We start from the raw sequence: 22,510 nt of genomic DNA on the forward strand, positions 1-22,510 counted from the left end.
CCGACCCGCTGGGACAGCGCCTTGAGGAACAGGGCCTGGACCTGACCGGGAGTCTCGGCGACGTAGGCGTCGCCGTGGGTGAGCCGCGCGATCTGCCGCAGCTCGTTGATGTCGACGTCGTCGCCGTTGCCGAACATGTTGATCAGGACGGGGCGCTCCGGGTCGTACTCGCGGCGTATGTGCTCGAGCGTCTCGGCGAGCGAGGGGCCGCCGGGGTCCTCGTTCTTGCCGTCCGTCCACAGCAGGATGGAGTTCACGTACTCCGGCTTGTAGGTCCGCTTCATGTAGTCGAACGCCGCCATGACCGTGTCGTACAGGCCGGTGTCGCCGTGCTCCTTGGTCCTGATCTGGGCGAACGCGCTCAGCATGCGCTGGCGCCGGGTGGCGGACCCGAGCCGCTGGCCGAGCGGCCCGACGCTGACCAGCTCGCGCCAGTCCCGGCCGCCCCCCAGCTCGGTGGAGAAGATCCACTGCCCGAGCTCGCTGTCGTCCGGCAGCAGGGACAGCCCGCCCTGCGCCGTCCGGATCGTGGCCTGCAGCCGCGTGACGCCCGGCGCGATCTTCTGGTCCATGGACCCGGACACGTCGATGATGCTCAGCATCCGGATGCTCAGCGCCAGCTGCGCCCACGCCTGCATGGTCCGGCTCACCTCGGCGGCGGACGGCGCGGGGAGCGCCTTCGGCGCGCGCGGGCTCAGGCCGTTCTTCGCGGAGAAGCCCGCGTGCGCCGCGCCGCCGGGCGCCCGGAACCCGAGCCGCTGGACGTCGTCGCGGGTGGCGTCCGCCGACAGCGCCTTCCAGAGCAGCCGCGCCGCGTCCGCCTTGGCCGGGTCCTTCGACAGGACGGTGACGGGGTGGTCGAGGAAGACCGTCCCCTCCGCCGGGTACACCGCGACCGCCGGCTCGGCCGGGCGCCGGGAGTTGTAGCCGAACACCGCCTGCTCGGGCGCCAGCGCGACCGGGTAGCGGTCGGCCTTGTCCTTGCCGACGGCGGGATCGAACGCGTCGAACTCCGCCTTGACCGAGACGGCGACGCCCTCCCGGACGGTCCGCACGACGCCGGCGAAGCCGGCCTCGCCGCCGGGGGCCCGCGCCAGCAGCGCGCCGGCGAGCATGAGCGTGCCCATGCCGGTGGCGCTGCGGTCGGGATCGGGGACCTGCAGCCGGAACAGCCGCGGCGGGATCACGCCGTCCCCGGCCGCGGGGTCCTGCCCGGCGCCCGGGGCCGTCCCGGCCGCGGCCAGCAGCTCGGTCCAGGACGGCTGCTCCGGCGCGCCCAGGTTCCGCAGCTGGACGGCGAGCCCGCGCGGCATCGCCAGGACGATCGGGGTGTCGGCGAGCCCGCCGAGCGCGGTGAGCGCCCCCGCCGTACCGGTCTGCTCGGAGCCCTCGACGAGCTTGACCCACAGGGACGAGTCCGGGATCCAGACGTCCGGCTTCTCGGTCACCCCGGCCACGCCCTTGCCGGACAGCAGCGTCGCGACGGCGTCCGGGTCGGTGGTGCGCACCCGCGCGCGGGCGCAGCGCCCGTGCACCTCGTGCCGGGCGTCGTTGAACCGGCCCGCCGCGCGGATCACCGCGGGCGCGACGTCCGGCGCCACCGCGACCCCGACCGTGACCGCGTCGTCGCCGGAGCATCCGTCGCCCGCCGTGGTGAGCGCGTAGGCGCCGGCGCCGGAGAGCAGGACCAGGCCGACCGCGCCCGCCAGCGGGCCGAGCAGGACGCCGCCGATGCGGCGCGGCGCGCGGCCCCCGCCGGGCTCCCAGCGCCGGCGGGCCGGTTTCGCGGCGGCGTGCGCCGGGCCGGGCGGGCGGGGAGCACGCTCCGGGCGGCGGAACGCGTCGAACGGCTCGCCGGTCCCGGCTCGCGGCGGCTCCCGCCGGCCGCGGGGGGCGCCGCCCGGATCGGAGGCGCCGAGGAAGACGGGGGGCACGTCGAATCCCCCGCTCTCCGGCAGGTTCCGCGGTGCCCACTCGGGCACGTCGTCGTGTCCGCTCATCGCCGACCTCCGTGGCCCGGACGGGGGTGATGCCGGGCCGTGTCGCGCCGTGTCGTAACGGGCCGTTCGTGAGACACATCATCGATATGTCTCAGAAGGACCAGGTGTGATGTTCGTCTCATCGACGCCGTCCGTCAAGGGGTTGGCCGTTCAGGGCCTGACGGGGATCCCGTCGAGCAGCGCGGACAGCCCGGCGGCCCGCCCGGGCGACACCTCGCCCGGCGCCCGTCCCGCCAGGACCGCCCGCAGCCGCGCGACCCGGCGCGGCAGGTCCACCGGCTCGCCCTGGTCCACCTCGTTGAGCAGCGTGGTGACCCGGGTCGCCAGGTCGCTGCCGAACCGGGGCTCGACCTCGCCCGCCGCCATCCCCACGTCGATGTCGCGGCGCATCCGGGACAGCGCGCCGACCGCCAGCGCCCGCGCGTCCGCCGCCGGGACCGCGGGACGGGCCGTGCGCGCGGGCGGGGGCGGGACGGCGGCGGCCGTCGGCCGCCCGCCCGGATCGTCCGGCGGCGCGAGCGGCGGCGCCGACCGGCGCGGCGGCGCGGGCAGCGCGACGCCGCCGGGGGAGTCCCGCAGCGACGACATGATCACCACGAGCGGGGCGAGCAGCAGCGCCAGCACCGCCGCGGCCGCGCCGGCCAGCGCCGCCCCGCGCCGGACCCGGCGGAACCCGCGCCGCGCGCCGGGAGCCGCGGCCGGCGGGCGGACGGCGGGCCCGGTGACGTGCGCGGCCAGCGCGCGGGCCGTCTCGGCGGCCGAGGGCCGGTCGGCGGGCTCGGGCGCGCGGCAGCGGGCGGCCAGCCCGGCCAGCTCCGCAGGCAGCCCGCCCGCCGGCGGCGCGCCGGCGTCCGGCAGGCATGCGGCGAGGACCGCGCCGAACGCCCGCACGTCCTCGGCCTGCCCCGCCTCCTCGCGCGCCTCCTCGCCCTCCGCCCCGTCGTCCGCCCCGTCGTCCGCCCCGTCGGGTGCTCCGGTGACGCCGAGCCCGAGGAGCTTCACGCCGTCCTCCGTGAGGAACACCTGCCCGGGCCTCAGATCGCCGTGCACGACCCCGCAGGAGTGGACGGCGGCCAGAGCGTCCGCGACCTGCGCGCACACGGCGGCGGCCTCCTGCGCGCACGGCAGGCCGTGCTCCAGCCGCGCCGCCAGGGACTCGCCGGCCAGATACTCGGTCACCACGTAGGTGAGGGAGTCCCCATCGGCGCCGCCGGTCTCGCTCTGGCCGGTCTCGCCATAGTCGGTCTCGCCGTAGTCGTAGGTGGTCACGATGCCCGGGTGGGCGAGCGCGGCGGCGGCGCGGGCGGAGTCCCGCAGCCGGCGCCGCAGCGTCCGCTGCGACCGCGGGACGCCGACGAGCGCCACCGCGACGCGGCGGGCGAGCAGCTCGTCGCGCGCGCACCACACCTGGGCCGGGCCGCGCCGTCCGACGCGTCGTTCCATGCGGTAGCGGCCGTCCAGCCGGAATCCTGGGTCCACGGGACCTCGCCTCGTGCGCGGAGATGGTGTTGTCGCCGCTCAGCAGTACGCAGCGCGGCCCGGAACGGATCGGTCCGCGCCCCGCCGCGCCGAGGGAGGGGCCCCCGGCCCGGGACGCCGCGCCGCATGACGGATTCGCGGGCGAAAAGTTCGGATCGACCGGATTTCGGCCGGTGGCCGGAGCAGGCCGCCGCCGGGCCTTGCCGAGCCCGCGCGAATGTGCTTCCGCTGGGCCGTGAGGGTCAAGACCGGGTCAGCGGAACGCCTGCCGCGGGCCGCGGAACTCCCAGGAGAGCCCCCGGACATTGAAAAGCGGCGCCGGGTGGATACGGGGGCAATCCACCCGGCGCCGCATCATCGGTGTTCCGACGGGGGCCCGGAACACCGGCACGGGCGCTCCGACGGGGGACCAGAGCGCCGGTACAAATCGTACACCGAAACCCCCCGCGGTTAGTCAAGAGAATGTCACGACCCGATTTCCGGTCGCTGTCCGGAATCGGGCTTCTGTCCCGACTCCAGGCCCGATCCGGGGTGCTCCGGATTCGCGCGGTCGTCGAAGGCGGCCGACGCCGTCGGCTCCCGCCCCCCGTTCGCGAAGACCACCGCGATGTAGGGGAGCAGGACGGCGCCGATCACCATGAGCACCGCGAGCCACCACGGCGCGCCCGCGACCGCCCCGATGAAGCACAGGGTGCGGATTCCCATGGAGATCAGGTACCGGCGCTGCCGGTAGCCGATGTCCTCCGACATGGGCCGGGGAGCGTCGGTGACCGTGTAGACCTCCGGCTCCCGTTGGTGGTGGCGGGGATTGACCTTCACCTTTCCACGGTAAGCCCATGGAGTCGGACCTGCCATGGCAGTACGGGTCAAATCACAGTACGGATCAGAGCACGCCTCTGGAGGAACGAGATGACCGATCGCACGTACCGGGTGACGGAGATCGTGGGGACCTCCCCGGAGTCCGTCGAGACCGCGATCCGCAACGGCGTCAGGCGCGCCTCGCAGACCCTCCGCCACCTGGACTGGTTCGAGGTGACCGAGGTCCGCGGCCAGATCGAGGACGGGGAGGTCGCCCACTTCCAGGTCACGATGAAGGTCGGGTTCCGCCTGGAGGACACCTGAGCCCGGAGACGGCCAGGGCCCGCCCCCCGGGCCGGGGGGCGGGCCCTGCGGGACGTCAGGACGCCTGCGACACCGTCGACATGTTGAAGTCGCCGATACGGATCGGCGGCATCGCGGCGCGGGTGAAGTAGTCGGACCACTCGCGCGGCAGCGCCGGCCCCGTCTCACCGACCTCGGCGAGCCGGGACAGCAGGTCGACGGGGCTCTCGTTGAACCGGAAGTTGTTCACCGCGCCGACGACCTCGCCGTCCTCGACGAGGTAGACGCCGTCGCGGGTGAGGCCCGTCAGCAGCAGGCTCTGCGGGTCGACCTCCCGGATATACCACAGGCACGTCAGCAGCAGCCCGCGCTCGGTGCGGGCCACCATCTCCTCCAGCGTGGCGCCGCCGCCCGGCCCGGCCAGTGCCAGGTTGTCGACGGACGGGGTGACCGGCAGCCCGGTCCGCTCCGCCGAGTGCCGGGTCTGGGTGAGGGAGGCGAGCTCCCCGTCCCGGATCCAGTCGGTGGCGCCGAGCGGGAGGCCGTTGTCGAACACCGACGACTCGCGGCCGGAGGCGTGCGCGATGACGAACGGGGCGCACTCCAGCCCGGCGGCGGCCGGGTCGCTGGACAGCGTGACGGGCAGGCTCGCGAGCCGCTCCCCGACGCGGGTGCCGCCGCCGGGCGCGCTGAACACCGTCCGGCCGTCGTGGGCGTCCTGCGCGCCCGCCGACCAGTACAGGTAGATCATCAGGTCGGCGACGGCGGACGGCGGCAGGATCGTCTCGTACCGCCCGGCGGGCAGGTCGACGCGCCGCTCGCCCCAGTCCAGCCGCCGGCCGAGGTCGCCGGTGAGGGCCGCGACGTCCACGTCGGTGAAGTCCCGCGTGCCGACGCCGGCCCACGCCGACCCGCCCGCTCCCTTGGCGTTCAGCTCCAGCAGCCCGGTCGGCTGGTCGTGCCGCAGCCGCAGCCCCGCCGACGTGCCGAGGAACGTCGAGGTCAGGACGTGGTTGGCGAACCCGTACAGGCGCCGGTCGCCGGCCTGCGCGGCGGCGAACGCCTCGCCGAGCGCGGGCGCGAAGCCCTCGAACACGCCGATGCCGGTCTCGGCCGGGTCGCCGTCCCACCCGCCGGCGCCCGCCGGGCCCTCGGCGACCAGCGGCCGGGCGTCCTCGGCGGGGTCGTTGCCGGCGGCGTCGGCCTCGGCGGCGCGCACCAGGTCCTCGATGCCGTCGGCGCCGACCGCCGCCCGCGACACCACGCCCGCCGCGACCCCGTCCGCGGTGCCGCGCAGCGCGATGACGGTGAGGCGGCTTGAGCGGGTCACCCCGTTGGTGGTGAGGGTGTTGCCCGCCCACCGCAGGTTGGCGGTGCTCGACTCGTCGGCGATGACGATGCAGTCGTCCGTCCGGGACAGCGCCAGGGCCCGCTCGACGGCCTCCTGCGGCCGGATCCCGCTCACTGGCCCGCCTCCTTCAGCGTGTTGAGGATGTTGACGCCGCGGAACAGCGCGGACGGGCAGCCGTGGCTGACCGGCGCGACCTGCCCCGGCTGGCCCTTGCCGCAGTTGAACGCGCCGCCCAGCACGTACGTCTGCGGGCCGCCGACCGCCTCCATCGAGTTCCAGAAGTCGGTCGTGGTGGCCTGGTACGCGACGTCGCGGAGCTGCCCCGCCAGCCGCCCGTTCTCGATCCTGTAGAAGCGCTGCCCGGTGAACTGGAAGTTGTACCGCTGCATGTCGATCGACCAGCTCTTGTCGCCGGCGATGTAGATGCCGCGCCGCACGCCGGAGATCAGCTCGTCGGTGGACGGGCCGCCCTCGGCGGGCTGGAGCGAGACGTTCGCCATCCGCTGGATCGGCATGCTGGACGCCGAGTCCGCGAACGCGCAGCCGTTGGAGCGCTCGGCGCCGGTGAGGCGGGCGATGCGCCGGTCGGTCTGGTAGCCGGTGAACAGCCCCTCGGACACGATGGCGAACGACTGCGTCCGCACGCCCTCGTCGTCGTAGCCGATGGTGGCGAGGCCGTGCTCGGTGGTGCGGTCCCCGGTGATGTTCATGGCCTTGGAGCCGTACTGCATGCTGCCGAGCCTGTCGGGCGTGGCGAACGAGGTGCCGGCGTAGGCGGCCTCGTAGCCGAGCGCCCGGTCCAGCTCGGTGGCGTGCCCGATCGACTCGTGGATCGTCAGCCACAGGTTGGACGGGTCGACGACCACGTCGTACTCGCCCGGGTCGACCGACGGCGCGGCGAGCTTCTCGGCGAGCAGCTCGGGGATGCGGGCCAGCTCGCCGTCCCAGTCCCAGTGCGCGCCGGACAGCCACTCCCACCCGTACCCGGCGGGCGGCGCCAGCGTCCGCATCGTGTCGAACACGCCGTCGCCGATGCCGACGGCGTTCACGACCGGGTGCAGCCGGACGCGCTGCTGGGTGGTGACGGTCCCGGCGAGGTCGGCGAAGAACTTGTTCTCCTTGACCTGCAGGAGCGTCGCGTCCACATGGTCGACGCGGTCGTCGCCGAGCAGCCGGCGGCTCCACCCGGCCAGCAGCGCGATCTTGTCCGCGGTCGGCACGTCGAACGGGTCGGTCTCGTACGCCGAGACCCAGGTCCGCTCGCCGTGGACGGGTTCGGGAGCCAGCTCGATGGGCTCGCGGTTGACGGGCTTCGCGACGGCCGCGACCTCGACGGCCTGCGCGGCGACGCGCGCCGCCCCGTCCGGTGTCAGGTCGATGCCGGCGGCGAAGCCCCAGGTGCCGTCCTTGACGACCCGGACCGACAGGCCGACGTCGTCGGCGTCCAGGGCGGTCTCCAGGGCGGCGTCGTGCAGCCGGAGCGTCTGGCTGCGGATGCGTTCGAGGCGGAAGTCGGCGTGCTCGGCGCCCAGCTCCCGGGCCCGGGTCAGGGCCGCGTCGGCCAGCGCGCGAAGCGGCAGCGCGGTGAAGGCGGGATCGATGTCATGCACCTTCAGCAACCTACCCGTCCGGCCCCCTGGGGATCGCGAACAAACCGGGGTGAGCGGATCTTGTCGGTTCGGCACATCCGCAGGGTGCGGTGCGGGCCGCTAGGGTCGTCCCGCAGTCACCCGAGTACGAAAGTCGACGAGAGGGTCCGTGATGAGTCGCTCTGTCCTCGTGACCGGCGGGAACCGGGGCATCGGCCTGGCCATCGCCCGCGAGCTGTCCGCGGCGGGCGACGCGGTCGCCGTCACCTACCGGTCGGGCGAGCCCCCCGAGGGGCTGTTCGGCGTCCGCTGCGACGTCACCGACGCCGAGGACGTCGACGCCGCGTTCAGCAAGGTCGAGGCCGAGCAGGGCCCGGTCGAGGTGGTCGTCTCCAACGCGGGGATCACCAAGGACACCCTTCTCGCGATCATGAGCGAGGAGTCGTTCACCTCGGTGCTCGACACCAACCTGACCGGCTCGTTCCGGGTCGCGAAGCGCGCCGTGAAGAGCATGATGCGCAAGCGCACCGGCCGGATCGTGCTGGTCTCCTCGGTCGTGGGGCTGATGGGCTCGCCGGGGCAGTCCAACTACGCGGCGTCCAAGGCGGGCATGGTCGGGTTCGCCCGCTCCCTCGCCCGCGAGCTCGGCTCCCGCAACATCACGGTCAACGTGGTGGCGCCGGGGTTCGTCGACACCGACATGACGGCGGTCCTCAGCGAGGACCAGCACAAGGCCATCACGGCCGCGGTCCCGCTGGGGCGGATCGCGAAGCCGGAGGAGATCGCGAAGGCGGTCCGGTTCGTGGCGAGTGAGGACGCCGCCTACATCACCGGGGCCGTGATCCCGGTCGACGGCGGACTGGGAATGGGGCACTGACGATCATGGGAATCCTCGAAGGCAAGCGCATCCTGGTGACCGGCGTCCTCACCGACGCCTCCATCGGCTTCCACGTCGCGCGGATCGCGCAGGAGCAGGGCGCCGAGGTGGTGCTGACCGCCTACCCGCGGCCGACGCTGACGCAGCGGACCGCCAAGCGGCTGCCGTCCGGGCCGGACGACCCGCCGCCGGTGATCGAACTGGACGTGATGAACACCGAGCAGCTCGACGCCCTGAGCGGCAACCTGCGCGAGCAGGGCTTCGACCACCTCGACGGCGTCGTCCACGCGATCGGGTTCGCGCCGCAGACCGCGCTCGGCGGCAACTTCCTGGAGACGCCCTGGGAGGACGTGGCGACCGCCGTGCACGCCTCCGCGTACTCGCTGAAGTCGCTGACGACGGCGTGCCTGCCGCTGATGAAGGACGGCGGCTCGGTCGTCGGCCTGGACTTCGACGCCACCAAGGCGTGGCCGGTGTACGACTGGATGGGCGTGGCGAAGGCCGGCCTGGAGTCGTGCGCCCGCTACCTGGCCAAGTACCTCGGCCCGCAGGGCATCCGCGTCAACCTCGTCGCCGCCGGGCCGCTCGCCACGATGGCTGCCAAGAGCATCCCCGGCTTCGAGGGCATGACGGACATGTGGCCGAAGGCGGCCCCGCTCGGCTGGGACATCAAGGACAGCGAGCCGACCGCCCGCGCGTGCGCGGCGCTGCTGTCGGACTGGTTCCCCGCCACCACCGGCGAGATCGTCCACGTCGACGGCGGCCTCCACGCCATCGGCGCCGCGTACTAGCCGCGCGCGGGGCCGCCTGCGGCCCCGCGGCCGGCCCGGCCGGCTAGCGCGCCCTGCGGCGGCGGAAGGCGCGGCCGGCGACGCTGAGGTTGAGGGCGCCGACGGCTCCGGCGGCGCCCGCCGCGGCGGCGACGAGCAGCAGCTGTCCGTCGTCGCGCCCGCCGGCGGCGACGGGGGAGATGAGGCGCGTCTGCGGCATCGCCGCGGTGCCGCCGGACGGGTTCCGGTAGGCGTTCGGGTCGGCCGCGATCTCCGGGGTGGGCAGGACGCCGGGCAGGCCGGCGGACGGCGCCTCGCCGGAGTACGGCTTGAGGCCCTTCACGTCGCTCATGGGCGCCGGCCCGGACGGTGCCGCGGCCCCGCCGCCGCCCACCGACGGGCTGCGCGGCGCCGTTGCGGGAGCCTTGCCCGGCGTGCTCTTCGTGGTCTTCTTCGTCTTGTTCGCGCTGGTCTTCTTCGGCGTGGGCGTCGGCGTCGGCGTGGGGCTCTTCGGGGTGAGCGCCTCGCGCAGGTTGCCGAGGTTGCACTTCCAGTTCTCGATCGTGCTCTCGGGGTCGACGCCCTTCTTGCACGTCTCCGCCGCCGCGGCGTCCGCCGCCGGGGCGGCCAGCACCAGGACGAGCGCACCCGCCGAGACCGCCGCCGAAGCCGAACCGATCCGCCTGAGCCGCTGGCGCATGTCGCCCCTCCACCCGATGCCGTGCCTGAGACCCGCTACTGCCTGACCCTGTTGACATCGTGTCCCATACGGGGCCGTCCGTAAACCGCGACACGGGGGTTTCTTTACCCCGTCATGGCCTCACTGGACCACCAGCGTCGCCAGCCTGGTGCGCCGCGGCGGCGCCCCGTCCTCGCGGACGGCCCTGGCCAGCGCGGGCCCGGCCGCCTGCACGACCGACAGGTGCCGGCGCGCGAGCCCGAACGCGGTGGCCACCAGCGGCCGCGACAGGCCCTCGGCGGTCATGACCGCGACGACCGCCGGGCGGCGCGTCCCGCGCGCCCGCGCGACCGGCACCGCCCAGCCGTGCCGCAGCCGGGACGCGTCCGCCGGCGCGACCACGGCCGGGCCGGCGGGGAACTCGACGTCGAGGCCGTGCGGGCCGCCGCCGGTCACCACGCCGGTCTCGCCGACCGCCGCCTGGGGGAGCGGCGCCGCGACGACCACGCGGTCGCCGGGGTCCATCCCGCCGAACGCGCCGGGGCCGGGGTTCAGCCGGGCCTTGAGCGCCGCGTTCAGCGCGCCCGCGCCCGCCGGGCCGCCCGCGGCGGGCGCGACGACCAGGACGTCCCCGGCCGGGATGCCGAGCGCGCGGGGGATCGAGTCGGTGACGAGCTGGACCGCCCGGTGCACCGCCTCACCGGGGTCGGCGGCGGGCACGATGACGACCTCCCGGCCGGGCGCGTCCACGGCGGCGAGCTCGCCGCCGCGCACCGCCTCGGTGAGCGCCCCGAGCGGATCGGACGGCGGCGCGGCGTCCAGCGCGACGACGGGGACGGTCTCGGACGCCTCCAGGTCGTCCAGCGGGCGGCCGGGCCCGGCGGGCGGCGCGTCGCCCGGCCCGGCGCACAGCACCAGGTGGGCGCCGTCGGGGCACGCCTCGCCGAGCACCGCGCACAGCTCGACGTCGAGCGCGGCGGCGCCGGTCACGATGACCAGGTCGAGGTCGAGGGGGTTCCGCTCGCCGCGCCCGTAGACGACGGCGCCGGGAGCGGCGGCCGGATCGTCGCGGGGCTCCAGGAGCCGGTGCAGGCTGGTTACGGTGACCCCCTCGGGGGCGGCCAGGTCCGCGGCGGCGCGGTCGGTGGGGGCGGCGACGGCGGTCCGCAGGCCCTCGCCCGCGGCGGCGCCGGCGATGCCGGCGACGGCCGCCGCGAGGCCGCCGGGCGCACCGCGCAGGATGCTCACCCCGGTGCGGAGCGCGGCGGTCAGCGCGAGCGACCGGTCCTCCGGCAGCCCGTCCCGCAGGCCCTTGACGGCCGCGTCGTCCAGCAGCGGCGCGGCGGTCAGCGTGAGCCGCTGGAACGCCTCGGCGGCGGCCTCCTCGGCGAGCGCCCACCGCGCCGCGCCGAGCATCTCCTCGGGCTCGTCCGGCTCGGCGTCCTCCTCGAAGGACTCCTCGCCGAACTCCGGCTCCTCGGTGAGGGACAGGACCTCGGCCTCGTCCAGCGCGGCCTCCACGGCGCCGCGCGGGTCGGGCACCCCCGCGCGCTCCAGCGCGGACATCACCTCGGCGGCGGGCGTGACCGTGTGCCCGCCGCGCGCCGCCTCGGTCAGCAGGTGCAGCACGAGCGCCCGCCCGCGCCGGACGTCGCCGGGCCCGGCGTCCGGCCCGAGGACGGTCCGCGCGAAGTGGTCGGCCTGCGGCGGCCGGACGCCGGGGACGCGCAGCAGCCGCCACGGGTCGGCGCGCAACTGGCCGGCGGCGTCCGGGCCGAGCCGGGCGGCGGCGCCGGCCGCGAGCGCCGCGGGCGCCCCCGCCGCGGCGAGCAGCTCCGACAGGGCGCGCAGGCCATCCTGCGCGCTCGGCGCCGGTTCGCGCGGCGGCGCCTGGGTCGGCGGCCGGGCGGGTTCCGCGGCGGCGCGATCGTCCAGGGCCCCGGCGGCGGCCTCCGCGGCGCGCATGGCCGCGGCGGCGCGCGCGGCCCGCTCGGCGGGCGAGAGCCGGTCGGGCTGCTGGTCGGGCTGCTGGTCAGGGGTGTCGGTCACGGGCTTCCCGTTGCGGTGTCGGAAACGTCGTCGAGTGCGCCGCGGATCTCGTTCGGCAGCGTCACGTCCTCGCTCTCCAGGATCGCGCCGAGCTGCGCGGCGGTGCGCGCGCCCACGATCGGCGCGGCGACGCCCTCGCGGTCGCGGACCCATGCCAGCGCCACCGCGAGCGGCGAGCGGCCGAGGCCCTCGGCGGCGGTCACCACCGACTCCACGATCCGGGCGCACTCCTCGTCCAGGTACGGCTGGACGAAATCGGCGAAGTGCGGGGCGGCGGCGCGCGACCCGGCGGGGATGCCGGTGCGGTACTTGCCGGTGAGCACGCCCCGGCCGAGCGGCGACCACGGCAGCAGCCCCGCCCCGGCGTCCAGCACGGCCGGCACCACCTCGCGCTCGATGTCGCGGCGCAGCAGCGAGTACTCCAGCTGCGCGGACACGACCGGGGCGCGGCCCGGCCAGGCGCGCTGCCACGCCGCCGCCTTGGCGACCTGCCAGCCCGCGTAGTTCGACACGCCGACGTAGCGGGTGCGGCCGGACGCGACCGCCTCGTCCAGCGCCGACAGCGTCTCCTCCAGCGGCGTCGCCGGGTCGTAGACGTGCAGCTGCCACAGGTCGACGTGGTCCAGGTCCATCCGGTCCAGGGAGGCGTCCAGGGCGCGCAGCAGGTGCCGCCGGGAGCCGTCGTAGCGGCCGTTCGGCCGGATCGCGGCCTTCGTCGCGATCACCAGGCCGTCCCGGTCGAAGGCGTCGCGCAGCAGGTGGCCGAGGATCAGCTCGGCGGCGCCGTCGTTGTAGACGTCGGCGGTGTCCACCAGCGTGCCCCCGGCGTCCGCGAACGCGGCGAGCTGCGCCGCGGCCTCGTCCGGGTCGGTGTCCTGCCCCCAGGTCATGGTGCCGAGGCCCAGCCGGGAGACCAGCAGCCCGCTCCGCCCGAGGTGACGCTCCTTCATAGGCGGCCAATCTAGCGGGCGGCGCCGGGCGCGCGGAAAGTGAGCAATCGGCCGCACCGGTTCCGCACCCCGCGCAAAGATCCTGGTGGGATCTATTGCCGGGGACCGCCGCCCGGCTAAAGTGCGCAGCCATGGCGCCACCCCCGTTCTCGATGTACTCGCCGAAGTCGCCGGACGGCGACGGCCCGGACGTGGCGCCGGTGTTCGGCGCGGGACCGGGCGACGACCCCGGCTACCTCGCCTCGCTGCGCACCGCGACCGAGCTCGGGCGGCTGCGCGCGATGATGCTCGTCCTGCTCGCCGCGCCCGTCCTCATCCTGGCGATCATGCCGCTGATCGTGCAGGACGGCCGGGCGGACGCGCCCCCCTGGATCTACGCGCCGCTCGCCGCCGCCGCGCTGGTGGCGCTGCTGGCCGGGCCGCGCGCGCCGCGCCCGATGCAGCCGGGCGCCGAGCAGGCCGCGCCCGCCGCGGCGGCGCGGGCCGCGCTGCTGATGTTCCGGCAGGCGGTGCTGCTGCGGTTCGCGCTGGCGGAGGGCGTCATCCTGCTCGGACTGCCGCTGGCGATGGTCGGGCACAGCGAGCTGGTGTTCGTCGCCGGGTTCGCGGTCGGCTACCCGCTGCTGCTGTGGCTGGCGCTGCCCACCCGCGGCGGCGTGGAGCGGATGCGGCGGAGGCTGGAGTCGCAGGGCGCCGAGTCGCACCTGTGGGCCGTGCTGCTCGCCGCCCCGCCGTCCGCGCTCGACGGCGCGCCCTGAGGCGCCCGCGTCAGAGCCAGCCGCTCTTGCGGAGCCGCCGGAACAGCAGCACGCACACGACCGCCATCACCGCCAGCACCGCCGGGTAGGACCACAGCCAGTGCAGCTCCGGCATGTGGTCGAAGTTCATGCCGTAGATCCCCGCGATCGCGGTCGGCACCGCGATGATCGCCGCCCACGCGGAGATCTTGCGCATGTCCTCGTTCTGCTGCTTGCCGAGCAGCGCCAGATGCGCGGTCAGCACGCTGTTGAGCAGCTCGTTGTGCGCGTCGACCTGCCCGTCCACGCGCAGCAGGTGGTCCAGGACGTCGCGGAAGTACTCGCGGGTGGAGCCGCACTCGGCGACCCGGCCCTTGACGATCTCCTGCAGCACCGGGACGAGCGGGTCCTCGGCGCTGCGGAACTCCAGCACCTCCCGCTTGAGGGAGTAGATGTCGGCGGTGACGTCCCGCGCTCCCGGGTCGAACACGGCCCGCTCCAGCCCGATGATGTCGACCTCCACCTCGTGCGCGACGAGCCCGTACCGGTCGACGACCTCGTCGCACACCGCGTACAGGACGGCGGCGGCGCCGTGCTTGATCAGCTCCGGCGACTCCTCCAGCCGCGTTCGGACCGGGCCGAGCGGGTTCCCGGAGCCGTGCCGGACGGTGACGACGAAGTCCCGGCCGAGGAAGATCATGATCTCGCCGACCTCGATGTCGGACGTCGCGTCGATGTAGGACAGCGTCTTCAGCACGAAGAACAGCGTGTCGTCGTAGCGCTCCAGCTTGGGCCGCTGGTGCGCGGACACGGCGTCCTCTGCGGCCAGCGGATGCAGGTTCAGCTCGTCCTTGACCAGCTCGAACTCGTCCTCGTCGGGCTCGAACAGGCCGATCCACAGGAAGCAGTCGCCGTCCTCGCGGGCCAGGTCGAAGGCGTCGCTGATGTCACCGTCGATGTCGCGGCGCGTCCCGCCCGCGTAGATGGCCTTGTCCACGATCACGGCACGCATTGTCGCGCATCCGCACCGCCCGCCGCCCGTATGCCGGGCATCTCCTAGAGTGGCCGCCGTGACGACCCTTCTCCTGGTGAGGCATGGCCTGACCGCGATGACCGGCCCGGTGCTCGCCGGATGGACGCCCGGGGTCCGCCTCGACGACCGCGGCCGCGCCCAGGCCGCCGCGCTCGCCGCCCGGCTCGCGTCCCTCCCGCTCGCCGCCGTCGTGTCCAGCCCCCTCGAACGCTGCGCCGAGACCGCCGCGGCGATCGCCGCCGGGCACGCCCCGCCCGTCGAGAAGGTCGAGACCGACGAGCGGTTCGGCGAGGTCCGCTACGGCGACTGGACGGGCCGCCCCCTCAAGGAGCTCGCCGAGGAGCCGCTGTGGCGGGTCGTGCAGGCGCACCCGAGCGCCGCCCGCTTCCCCGGCGAGGGCGGGGAGGCCCTGGCCGCCGCGCAGCACCGCGCCGTGAGCGCCGTCCGCGACTGGAACGAGCGCATCGCCGCCGAGCACGGCCCGGACGCCCTGTACGCGGTGTGCAGCCACGGCGACATCATCAAGTCGGTGGTCGCCGACGCCCTCGGCCTCCACCTGGACCAGTTCCAGCGGATCCAGGCCGACCCCGCGTCGCTCACCGCGATCCGCTACACCGAGACGCGGCCGTTCGTCGTCCGGCTCAACGACACCGGCGGCGATGTGGCCGCACTGGTTCCGCGACCGCCGGTGGAAGGCTCCGGAGAAGACGGACCCGGGACGAGTGACGCGCCCGTCGGCGGCGGCGCGTAGGGTCGGTGTCATGCCCGTCATCTCCTACGACCGGCCGGAGCGGTTCGTCGCCGGCGCCGTCGGGCGGCCCGGCGACCGCGCCTTCTACCTGCAGGCCCGCGCCGGCCGCCGCGTCACCAGCGTCGGGCTGGAGAAGTTCCAGGTGACACTGCTGGCCGAGCGCCTCGAGGAGCTGCTGGACGAGGTGCTGCGGCGCAGCGTCGGCGACGCCCCGGTGCCCGCCGCCACCCCGTCCGAGCTCCAGGACGACGGCCCCCTCGACCAGCCGGTGGAGGAGGAGTTCAAGGTCGGCACGATGGCGCTCGCCTGGGACCCCGACGACGAGCAGGTCGTCATCGAGGCGCAGGAGGTCACCGAGACCGAGGAGGAGCCCGAGGTCGGCGAGGACGACCCGGCCATCGCGGTGCTGCGGGTCCGGATCAGCGCCGCGCAGGCCCGCGCGTTCGCCGAGCGCGCGCTGAAGGTCGTCGCGGCGGGGCGCCCCCCGTGCCCGCTGTGCGGGCTGCCGCTGGACGGCGACGGGCACGTCTGCCCGCGCCAGAACGGGTACATGGGCTGAGATGACCGTCCCGGTGCACTGCGACATGGACGCGTGCTGGATCATGGACGGCGTGGCCGGGAGAATGAACGCATGACGCAGTCCTCCCGCGACCGGGCGCCCGCAGGCCGCGATGCCGAGCGCGACGCGGGCCGCGACGCGGGCCGCGGCACGGGCGGACGCCCGGTGTCCCCCCGCGACGCGGCCGCCGCCGAGCGGCTGCTGTCGGCCGGGCGCCTCGGGGTGGAGGGCCGCCTCGTCCAGGCGTCCAACGCCACGCTGTACTGCACCGTCGAGCACGACGGCAGCGCCGCCAACTGCGTCTACAAGCCCGTCGCCGGCGAGCGCCCGCTGTGGGACTTCCCCGACGGCACCCTCGCCGAGCGGGAGGTCGCCGCCTACGAGGTCTCCAAGGTGATGGGCTGGGGAACCGTCCCGCCCACCGTCCACCGCGACGGCCCCTACGGCCCCGGCATGGTCCAGCTCTGGGTGGAGCCCGACCCCGACGTCGACCTCGTCGCCCTGTCCCGCTCCGACGACGAGGCGATCCGCCGCATGTCGGTGTTCGACGCCGTCGTCAACAACGCCGACCGCAAGATCGGCCACCTGCTGCCGCCCGGCGACGGCCGCGTCTACGGCTGCGACCACGGCGTCTGCTTCTCCACCGAGTACAAGCTCCGCACCGTCCTGTGGCAGTGGCGCGGCAAGCCCCTCACCCCCGAGGCCCTCGAAGCCCTCGCCCGCGTGGACGCCGGCCTGCGCGGCGGCGCCCTCGGCGCCCGCCTCGCCGAGCTCCTCACCGCCGACGAGGTCGACGCCACCCGCCGCCGCGTGGAACTGATGCTCAAGCACCGCATCCACCCCTACCCGCCCGAGGACTGGCCCGCCATCCCCTGGCCGCCGCTCTAACGCGCCCCCCGCCTCCGGGCGAAATGGGCGAGGTGCTGGAATTGGGGGATGTGTACGGCGATCATCAGTGTGGAGCCCTCGTCCCCGGTGCCCGTGCTCGTGGTGGGGGTGCGGGACGAGTTCGTCGCGCGGGAGTGGGCGGGGCCGGGCCGGCACTGGCCCGGCCGGCCGGGCATCGTCGGGGGCCGTGACCTGCGCGCGGGCGGGACGTGGCTGGCGGTCGAGCCGGACGCGCCGCGGGTCGCGGTCGTGCTGAACGGGCGCGGGCGGATGGCGCCGGAGGCGTCGCGGGAGTCGCGGGGAGAGCTGCCGCTGCGGGTCGCGGCCGAGGGCAAGCTCGGCGAGCTGGACCTCGCCGTGTTCGACCCCTTCCACCTCGTCTGCGCGGAACCGGACCGGGTGCGGCTGTGGAGCTGGGACGGGGAGGCGCTCACCGAGCGGGACCTCGGACCCGGCCTGCACATGATCGTCAACAGCGGCCTGGAGGGCGAGGGGCAGCTGGAGGGGGAGACCGAGGACGCCTACATGGCGGCGCGGCTGGCGTACTTCCGGCCGCGGCTGGCGGCCGCGCCGCGGCCCGAGCCCGGACCGGACGAGCCGGTGGACCGGGCGTGGGGCGGGTGGCTCCCGCTGCTGGACGGCGACGGGCTGCCCCGCGCCGACCACCGGGCGCTGCTGCCGCTGCTGGACCTCGGCGACGGGCGGGTGTGGGGGACGACCTCGGTGAGCCTCGTCGCGCTCGGCCGGGGCGTCCGGTACGACTTCTCCGCCGCCCCGGGCGACGGCGCCGCCTGGTCCCGGGTGCTGTAGGACCCGAGTCCCCGTTACGGCTGCGGCGGCATGACGCTCGGTGCTAAATTGACTACTTAATGCGATCTTCGTCGGGGATGGCGCGGGGGAGAGCCGTGGCGGCCGGTCTCGCCGCGGTGCTGCTGCTGATGCCGGCGGGCTGCGGGGGCGGCGAGCGGGGCGTGGCCGGCGGGACGCTCCGGGTCGCGGGTTCCTCCGACGTCGACCACCTCGACACCGCGAGCATGTACACCACCTGGGGCGGGCTGCTCGCCCGGCAGTTCGCCAGGACGCTGTTCGGGTACCGGGCGTCCGGCGACTTCGAACAGGCCGTCACCGTGCGGCCCGACGTGGCGGTGGAGATGCCCACCGTGCGGAACGGCGGCCTCAGCCGGGACGGCCGCACCTATACGATCCGGCTGCGCGCCGGCGTGCTGTGGAACACCGGCCCGCCCCGGGAGGTGAACGCGGCCGACTTCGTGCGCGGCATCGAGCGGACCTGCAACCCGGCCGTCCCGTCCGGCGGCAAGGCCTACTACGTCGAGACCATCGCCGGCATGGACGCGTTCTGCGCCGGCTACGCCCGCGTCGACCCGGGCAGCGCCGCCGCGATGGCCCGCTACCAGCGGACCGCGAGGGTCGCCGGGCTCGTCGCCGAGGACGCCAAGACCCTCGTGATCAGGCTGAACCGGCCGGCGAGCGACTTCACCAGCCTCCTCGCGCTGGAGTTCGCGGCGGCGGCGCCCGCCGAGTACGACCGCTACATCCCCGACGGCGCCGGGTTCCGGCGGCACACGATCTCCGACGGCCCGTACCAGATCGCCTCCCACACGCCCGGCAAGGCGTACGTCCTGGAGAAGAACCCGAGCTGGCGGGCCGCGTCCGACCCGATCCGCGCGCAGAACCCCGACCGCATCGAGATCTCGCTCGGCCACGACTCGCCGGACGAGGTGCAGCGGCTGCTGGAGACCGGCGCCGCCGACCTCCCCTGGGACCAGCCCGTCCCGGCAGCGAGGCTCCCCGGGCTGCGCTCCGACCCCGGCTTCGCGATCATGGAGGGGTCGGCGCTCGACCCCTACCTCGTCTTCAACACGCTCAGCCCGAACAACCGCGGGGCGCTCGGCAGGACCGCGGTGCGGCGGGCGATCAGCCACGCCGTCGACAAGGCCGCGGTGGTGCGCATCTACGGCGGCCCCGACATCGCCGAGATCCTGAACCAGGTCATCCCGCCGAACAGCGTCGGCCACCAGCGGTTCGACCTGTACCCGACGCCCGGCGGCAGGGGAGACCCCGGCGCGTGCAGGCGGATGCTGGCCCGCGCCGGATACCCGCGCGGGCTGACGCTGAAGTTCCCGTACCGGCTCAGCGGCAACCATCCGCGGATCGCCCGGTCCATCACCGACGACCTGGCCGCCTGCGGCATCACCGCCGAACCCGAACCCGACACCAGCGGCGCCTTCTACAGCACCACCCTGGTCACACCGGCGCGCGCCCGCGCCGGGAAATGGGACATCGCCGTGCCCGGCTGGGTCCCCGACTGGTACGGCAACAACGGCCGGGCCACCATCGTCCCGCTGTTCGACGGACGCCACTACGGCCCCAACTCCAGCGACTACGGCGGCTTCGACGACCCCGCCGTCAACCGGCTCATCGACCACGCGCTCGACGCCCCCGACGTCGCCGCCGCGTCCGGGTACTGGGCGCAGGCAGACCACCGCATCATGGAGGACGCCGCGGTCGTGCCCCTCATCAACCAGCGGACCCCGATCTTCCACTCCACCCGCGTCGAGAACCTCCGCTACCTGCCGCAGTACCGCGGCTACGACCTCAACCAGGTCACGTTCTCATGACCGGCTACGCCGAGCTCGGAACGCGGAAGCCGCCCGCCGGCCCCGGCCCCGGCCCCGGCGCCGGTGCCGCGCCGCGGCCGGTGGAGAGCCGCACCCCGTCCCGGCTCGCCTGGGACCGGTTCCGCCGCGACCGGCCCGCCGTCGCCGCCCTCGCCGTGCTGCTGCTGATCATGGCGTTCGCGGCGCTGGCCCCGCTGTGGGCGCACCTGACCGGCCACCCCTGCGACGCGACGTTCCCGCGGACGGGCCTGGACGCGGGCGGGCAGCCGCGCGGCCCCGGCGCCCGGTTCCCGCTCGGCGCCGACCAGCTCGGCCGCGACGTCCTGGTCCGCGCCGCCTACGGGGCGCGGATCTCGCTGACCGCCGGGATCGGCGCGGCGGCGCTGGCCTCCGCCGCCGGGACCGTCGCCGGGACGCTCGCCGGGTTCGCCGGCGGCGCGCTGGACACCGTGCTGTCCCGGCTGATGGACATGATCCTCGCGCTGCCCTACCTGCTCGTCGCGATCATGCTGGCGTCCACGTTCCGGATCACCTCGCCCGGCGCGAGCCTCGCCATGACGGTCCTGGTCATCGCGTTCTTCTCGTTCGCCGCCTACGGCCGCACGATCCGCGGGCAGGTGCTGGCGCTGAAGGAGCAGCAGTTCATCGAGGCGGCCCGCGCCCTCGGCGCCTCCAACGCCCGGATCATGGTCACCGACGTGCTGCCGAACCTCGCCGCGCAGATCACCGTGCTGACCTCGCTGCTCATCCCGGCCTCGATCGTGTCCGAGGCGACGCTGTCGTTCCTCGGCGTCGGGGTGCGGCCGCCGATGCCGAGCTGGGGGTCGATGCTCGGCGAGGGCGGCGACGTGTTCCGCACCGCGTGGTGGCTGCTCGCCGTCCCCGGCGTCCTGCTGCTGGCCACCACGCTGGCGTTCAACCTGCTCGGCGACGGCGTCCGCGACGCACTCGACCCGCGCGGCGGCCGCGCCGCCGCCGGGAGGTGACCCGGCCGTGCCGCGCTTCGCCGTCCGCCGCCTGCTGTACGCGGCCGCCGTGCTGTGGCTCGTGGCCACGCTGACGTTCGTGATCATGCGCGTCGCGCCCGTCCCGGTCGAACGCGTCATCGGCGGGCCCCGCGCCGACGCCGGGACGCTGGAGCAGATCCGCCGCAACCTCGGCCTGGACCGGCCCCTCCTCGTCCAGTATTGGCGGTTCCTCGCCCGGCTGCCGCGCGGCGACCTCGGCGACTCCTACGTCAACGGGACGCCGGTCACCGCGCTGATCGGCGCCCGCCTCCCCACGACGCTGTGCCTGGTGTCGGGCGCGGCGCTGCTGTGGTTCGCCGGCGGCGTCGTCACCGGCGTCACCGGCGCGTCGCGGGCGCGGGGCCCGTGGGACCGCGCCGCCACGGTGTTCGTCCTGGCCGGCCTGTCCACGCCGCCGTTCGTGATGGCGCTGGCGCTGCTGTCGCTGTTCACCGCGGGGCTCGGCGCGGGCGGCGTGCACGTCTTCGAGGCCGGCCCGCCGCTGCAGGAGCACTTCCTGCGCCGGATGGTCCTGCCGTGCTTCGCGCTGGCCTTCCTGATGATGGCCGCCTACACGCGCCTCACCCGCGCGGCGATGCTGGACGTCCTCGGCGAGGACTACGTGCGGACGGCGCGCGCCAAGGGCCTGCCGGAGGGCCGCGTCGTCCGCCGGCACGCGCTGCGGGCGGCGCTGACCCCGGTCGTCACCCAGCTCGGCATCGACCTCGGCGCCCTGATCGGCTCCACGATCGTCACCGAGAAGGTGTTCGGGCTGCAGGGCGTGGGGCAGCTGGTGTACCAGTCCATCGCGGCCGGCGACACTCCGGTGATCGTCGGGGTGACGCTGCTGGTGACGTTCTCGGTGACGGTCGCGAACCTGCTCGTCGACATCGGCTACGCGGTCCTGGACCCGCGCGTCCGCCTCACCTGAGCGGACAGCGGGGGACACTTGCCGTGATCTCGGAGTAATGCCGCTAGCTGGGCATGGATAAGCTTTCGGGTATGCGATCGTGGCCCGCCTCCGAAGTCCCCAGCCTGCCCGACGCGGGCCTGCCCGCCGCCGACCGTCCGCTGGCCCTGCACGACACCGGGACGGGCGCCGCGCGCCCGACCGCCCCCGGCGACACGGCCCGGATGTACGTGTGCGGCATCACCCCCTACGACGCGACCCACCTCGGCCACGCCAACACCTACCTCGCGTTCGACCTCGTCAACCGCGTCTGGCGCGACCTCGGCCACCGGGTCCGCTACGTGCAGAACGCCACCGACGTCGACGACCCGCTGCTGGAACGCGCCCGGCAGACCGGCGAGGACTGGCGCGCGCTCGCCGACCGCGAGATCGAGCTGTTCCGCGAGGACATGACCGCGCTGCGGATCCTGCCGCCCGACCACTACATCGGCGCGGTCGAGGCGATCCCGCTCGTCGTCGAGATGATCGAGAAGCTGCGCGGCCGCGACGCCGCCTACGCGGTGGACGGCGACGTCTACTTCCCGGTCGCCTCCGACCCGTCCTTCGGGAAGGTCGGCCGGCTGGACCGCGAGGAGATGACGCCGCTGTTCGCCGAGCGCGGCGGCGACCCGCTCCGCGCCGGCAAGCGCGACCCTCTCGACCCCCTGCTGTGGATGGCGCGCCGCCCCGGCGAGCCCGGCTGGGAGTCCCCGTTCGGCGAGGGCCGCCCCGGCTGGCACGTCGAGTGCTCCGCGATCTCCGTCGAGTACCTCGGCATGGCGTTCGACGTGGAGGGCGGCGGCTCCGACCTCGTCTTCCCCCACCACGAGATGAGCGCCTCGCACGCCCAGGTCGCCACCGGGGAGCGGCCGCACGCCCGCGCCTACGTCCACGCCGGCATGGTCGGCCTGGACGGCGAGAAGATGTCGAAGTCGCGCGGCAACCTGGTGTTCGTGTCGAAGCTGCGCGCGGCCGGCGCCGACCCGATGGCGATCCGGCTGGCGCTGCTGGCCCACCACTACCGCGCCGACTGGGAGTGGACCCCGGCCGAGCTGGACGAGGCCGCCGCCCGCCTCGCCCGCTGGCGGGCCGCGGCGGGCCG

At 75.1% G+C, this 22,510-nt stretch carries 21 protein-coding genes; 12 read left to right on the top strand and 9 right to left on the bottom strand.

What is annotated here, in order from left to right:
• From AL2_RS25875 to AL2_RS25885, 3 genes are all read right to left on the bottom strand, one after another.
• On the bottom strand, positions 1-2,000 hold a 2,000-nt coding region (locus AL2_RS25875), incomplete at its 3' end, for a substrate-binding domain-containing protein (RefSeq protein ID WP_067637929.1).
• 150 nt (positions 2,001-2,150) lie between these two features.
• A complete protein-coding gene (locus AL2_RS25880) occupies positions 2,151-3,479 on the bottom strand; it encodes a protein kinase domain-containing protein (protein WP_067637931.1) in 1,329 nt (442 codons plus the stop codon).
• A gap of 465 nt (positions 3,480-3,944) precedes the next feature.
• Positions 3,945-4,298: a DUF3099 domain-containing protein gene (locus AL2_RS25885; protein WP_067637933.1), complete on the bottom strand. Its 354-nt coding sequence runs from the start codon at positions 4,296-4,298 to the stop codon at positions 3,945-3,947.
• Positions 4,299-4,388: 90 nt separating this feature from the next.
• Here AL2_RS25885 and AL2_RS25890 point away from each other — a divergent pair, with 90 nt between their 5' ends.
• Positions 4,389-4,601, top strand: coding sequence for a dodecin (locus tag AL2_RS25890; RefSeq protein WP_067637935.1), 213 nt, complete (start codon positions 4,389-4,391; stop codon positions 4,599-4,601).
• Positions 4,602-4,656: 55 nt separating this feature from the next.
• Here AL2_RS25890 and AL2_RS25895 read toward each other — a convergent pair whose 3' ends face one another.
• Together AL2_RS25895 and AL2_RS25900 are read right to left on the bottom strand one after the other, a co-directional pair.
• Positions 4,657-6,045 carry a metallopeptidase TldD-related protein gene (locus AL2_RS25895; RefSeq protein WP_067637937.1) on the bottom strand — a complete coding sequence of 463 codons (1,389 nt, stop codon included), beginning with the start codon at positions 6,043-6,045 and terminating at the stop codon, positions 4,657-4,659.
• On the bottom strand, positions 6,042-7,541 hold the full coding sequence (locus AL2_RS25900; RefSeq protein WP_067637956.1) for a TldD/PmbA family protein: 1,500 nt from the start codon (positions 7,539-7,541) through the stop codon (positions 6,042-6,044). Before AL2_RS25900 ends, AL2_RS25895 begins: the two co-directional genes overlap by 4 nt.
• A 151-nt stretch (positions 7,542-7,692) precedes the next feature.
• Here AL2_RS25900 and fabG point away from each other — a divergent pair, with 151 nt between their 5' ends.
• Entirely contained in the window at positions 7,693-8,397 is a 705-nt protein-coding gene (fabG, locus tag AL2_RS25905; protein ID WP_067637938.1) for a 3-oxoacyl-[acyl-carrier-protein] reductase, read from the top strand.
• A 5-nt stretch (positions 8,398-8,402) separates the two neighbouring features.
• Entirely contained in the window at positions 8,403-9,188 is a 786-nt protein-coding gene (fabI, locus tag AL2_RS25910; RefSeq protein WP_210748792.1) for an enoyl-ACP reductase FabI, read from the top strand.
• Positions 9,189-9,231: 43 nt separating this feature from the next.
• On the opposite strand, the gene AL2_RS25915 is transcribed toward fabI, so the two are convergent.
• From AL2_RS25915 to AL2_RS25925, 3 genes are all read right to left on the bottom strand, one after another.
• Positions 9,232-9,867 carry a hypothetical protein gene (locus AL2_RS25915; RefSeq protein WP_067637942.1) on the bottom strand — a complete coding sequence of 212 codons (636 nt, stop codon included), beginning with the start codon at positions 9,865-9,867 and terminating at the stop codon, positions 9,232-9,234.
• Between the two features lie 120 nt (positions 9,868-9,987).
• The gene (locus AL2_RS25920; protein ID WP_245666931.1) at positions 9,988-11,895 is read right to left on the bottom strand and encodes a helix-hairpin-helix domain-containing protein; all 1,908 of its coding nucleotides are present in this window, start codon (positions 11,893-11,895) and stop codon (positions 9,988-9,990) included.
• A complete protein-coding gene (locus tag AL2_RS25925) occupies positions 11,892-12,845 on the bottom strand; it encodes an aldo/keto reductase (protein ID WP_067637944.1) in 954 nt (317 codons plus the stop codon). Before AL2_RS25925 ends, AL2_RS25920 begins: the two co-directional genes overlap by 4 nt.
• A gap of 131 nt (positions 12,846-12,976) precedes the next feature.
• Between AL2_RS25925 and AL2_RS25930 the strand changes: the two genes are divergently transcribed.
• Complete coding sequence (locus AL2_RS25930) at positions 12,977-13,603, top strand: hypothetical protein (protein ID WP_067637946.1); 627 nt, start codon at positions 12,977-12,979, stop codon at positions 13,601-13,603.
• Positions 13,604-13,613: 10 nt separating this feature from the next.
• Here the strand turns inward: AL2_RS25930 and AL2_RS25935 are convergent, their stop codons facing one another.
• Positions 13,614-14,585, bottom strand: coding sequence for a magnesium and cobalt transport protein CorA (locus AL2_RS25935; RefSeq protein ID WP_067637960.1), 972 nt, complete (start codon positions 14,583-14,585; stop codon positions 13,614-13,616).
• 67 nt (positions 14,586-14,652) lie between these two features.
• Between AL2_RS25935 and AL2_RS25940 the strand changes: the two genes are divergently transcribed.
• From AL2_RS25940 to mshC, 8 genes are all read left to right on the top strand, one after another.
• Positions 14,653-15,366: an MSMEG_4193 family putative phosphomutase gene (locus AL2_RS25940; protein WP_067637964.1), complete on the top strand. Its 714-nt coding sequence runs from the start codon at positions 14,653-14,655 to the stop codon at positions 15,364-15,366.
• 10 nt (positions 15,367-15,376) lie between these two features.
• Positions 15,377-15,925 (top strand): DUF3090 domain-containing protein, encoded by a 549-nt coding sequence (locus AL2_RS25945; protein ID WP_067637962.1) that lies wholly within the window; start codon positions 15,377-15,379, stop codon positions 15,923-15,925.
• A gap of 72 nt (positions 15,926-15,997) precedes the next feature.
• Entirely contained in the window at positions 15,998-16,813 is an 816-nt protein-coding gene (locus AL2_RS25950) for an SCO1664 family protein (protein ID WP_067637948.1), read from the top strand.
• 48 nt (positions 16,814-16,861) lie between these two features.
• Positions 16,862-17,623, top strand: a complete 762-nt coding sequence (locus tag AL2_RS25955) for an NRDE family protein (RefSeq protein ID WP_067637950.1) — start codon at positions 16,862-16,864, stop codon at positions 17,621-17,623.
• Positions 17,624-17,700: 77 nt separating this feature from the next.
• Positions 17,701-19,452 carry an ABC transporter substrate-binding protein gene (locus tag AL2_RS25960; RefSeq protein WP_083946913.1) on the top strand — a complete coding sequence of 584 codons (1,752 nt, stop codon included), beginning with the start codon at positions 17,701-17,703 and terminating at the stop codon, positions 19,450-19,452.
• Entirely contained in the window at positions 19,449-20,438 is a 990-nt protein-coding gene (locus tag AL2_RS25965; RefSeq protein WP_083946914.1) for an ABC transporter permease, read from the top strand. The genes AL2_RS25960 and AL2_RS25965 overlap by 4 nt, the downstream gene beginning before the upstream one ends.
• Before the next feature lie 7 nt (positions 20,439-20,445).
• Complete coding sequence (locus tag AL2_RS25970) at positions 20,446-21,390, top strand: ABC transporter permease (protein WP_067637952.1); 945 nt, start codon at positions 20,446-20,448, stop codon at positions 21,388-21,390.
• Between the two features lie 71 nt (positions 21,391-21,461).
• Positions 21,462-22,510: cysteine--1-D-myo-inosityl 2-amino-2-deoxy-alpha-D-glucopyranoside ligase (mshC, locus tag AL2_RS25975; RefSeq protein WP_067637954.1), on the top strand; the 1,049-nt coding region annotated here is incomplete at its 3' end.

Origin of the sequence: Actinomadura latina NBRC 106108 (assembly GCF_001552195.1) — a bacterium.
Lineage (GTDB): Bacteria > Actinomycetota > Actinomycetes > Streptosporangiales > Streptosporangiaceae > Spirillospora > Spirillospora latina.

Bases quoted from the DNA above. Each gene is read 5' to 3' on its own strand.
- AL2_RS25890 (WP_067637935.1), top strand. From the start codon at position 4,389: ATGACCGATCGCACGTACCGGGTGACGGAGATCGTGGGGACCTCCCCG.
- fabG (WP_067637938.1), top strand. From the start codon at position 7,693: ATGAGTCGCTCTGTCCTCGTGACCGGCGGGAACCGGGGCATCGGCCTG.
- fabI (WP_210748792.1), top strand. From the start codon at position 8,403: ATGGGAATCCTCGAAGGCAAGCGCATCCTGGTGACCGGCGTCCTCACC.
- AL2_RS25915 (WP_067637942.1), bottom strand. From the start codon at position 9,867: ATGCGCCAGCGGCTCAGGCGGATCGGTTCGGCTTCGGCGGCGGTCTCG.
- AL2_RS25925 (WP_067637944.1), bottom strand. From the start codon at position 12,845: ATGAAGGAGCGTCACCTCGGGCGGAGCGGGCTGCTGGTCTCCCGGCTG.
- AL2_RS25930 (WP_067637946.1), top strand. From the start codon at position 12,977: ATGGCGCCACCCCCGTTCTCGATGTACTCGCCGAAGTCGCCGGACGGC.
- AL2_RS25945 (WP_067637962.1), top strand. From the start codon at position 15,377: ATGCCCGTCATCTCCTACGACCGGCCGGAGCGGTTCGTCGCCGGCGCC.
- AL2_RS25950 (WP_067637948.1), top strand. From the start codon at position 15,998: ATGACGCAGTCCTCCCGCGACCGGGCGCCCGCAGGCCGCGATGCCGAG.
- AL2_RS25955 (WP_067637950.1), top strand. From the start codon at position 16,862: ATGTGTACGGCGATCATCAGTGTGGAGCCCTCGTCCCCGGTGCCCGTG.
- AL2_RS25960 (WP_083946913.1), top strand. From the start codon at position 17,701: ATGGCGCGGGGGAGAGCCGTGGCGGCCGGTCTCGCCGCGGTGCTGCTG.
- AL2_RS25965 (WP_083946914.1), top strand. From the start codon at position 19,449: ATGACCGGCTACGCCGAGCTCGGAACGCGGAAGCCGCCCGCCGGCCCC.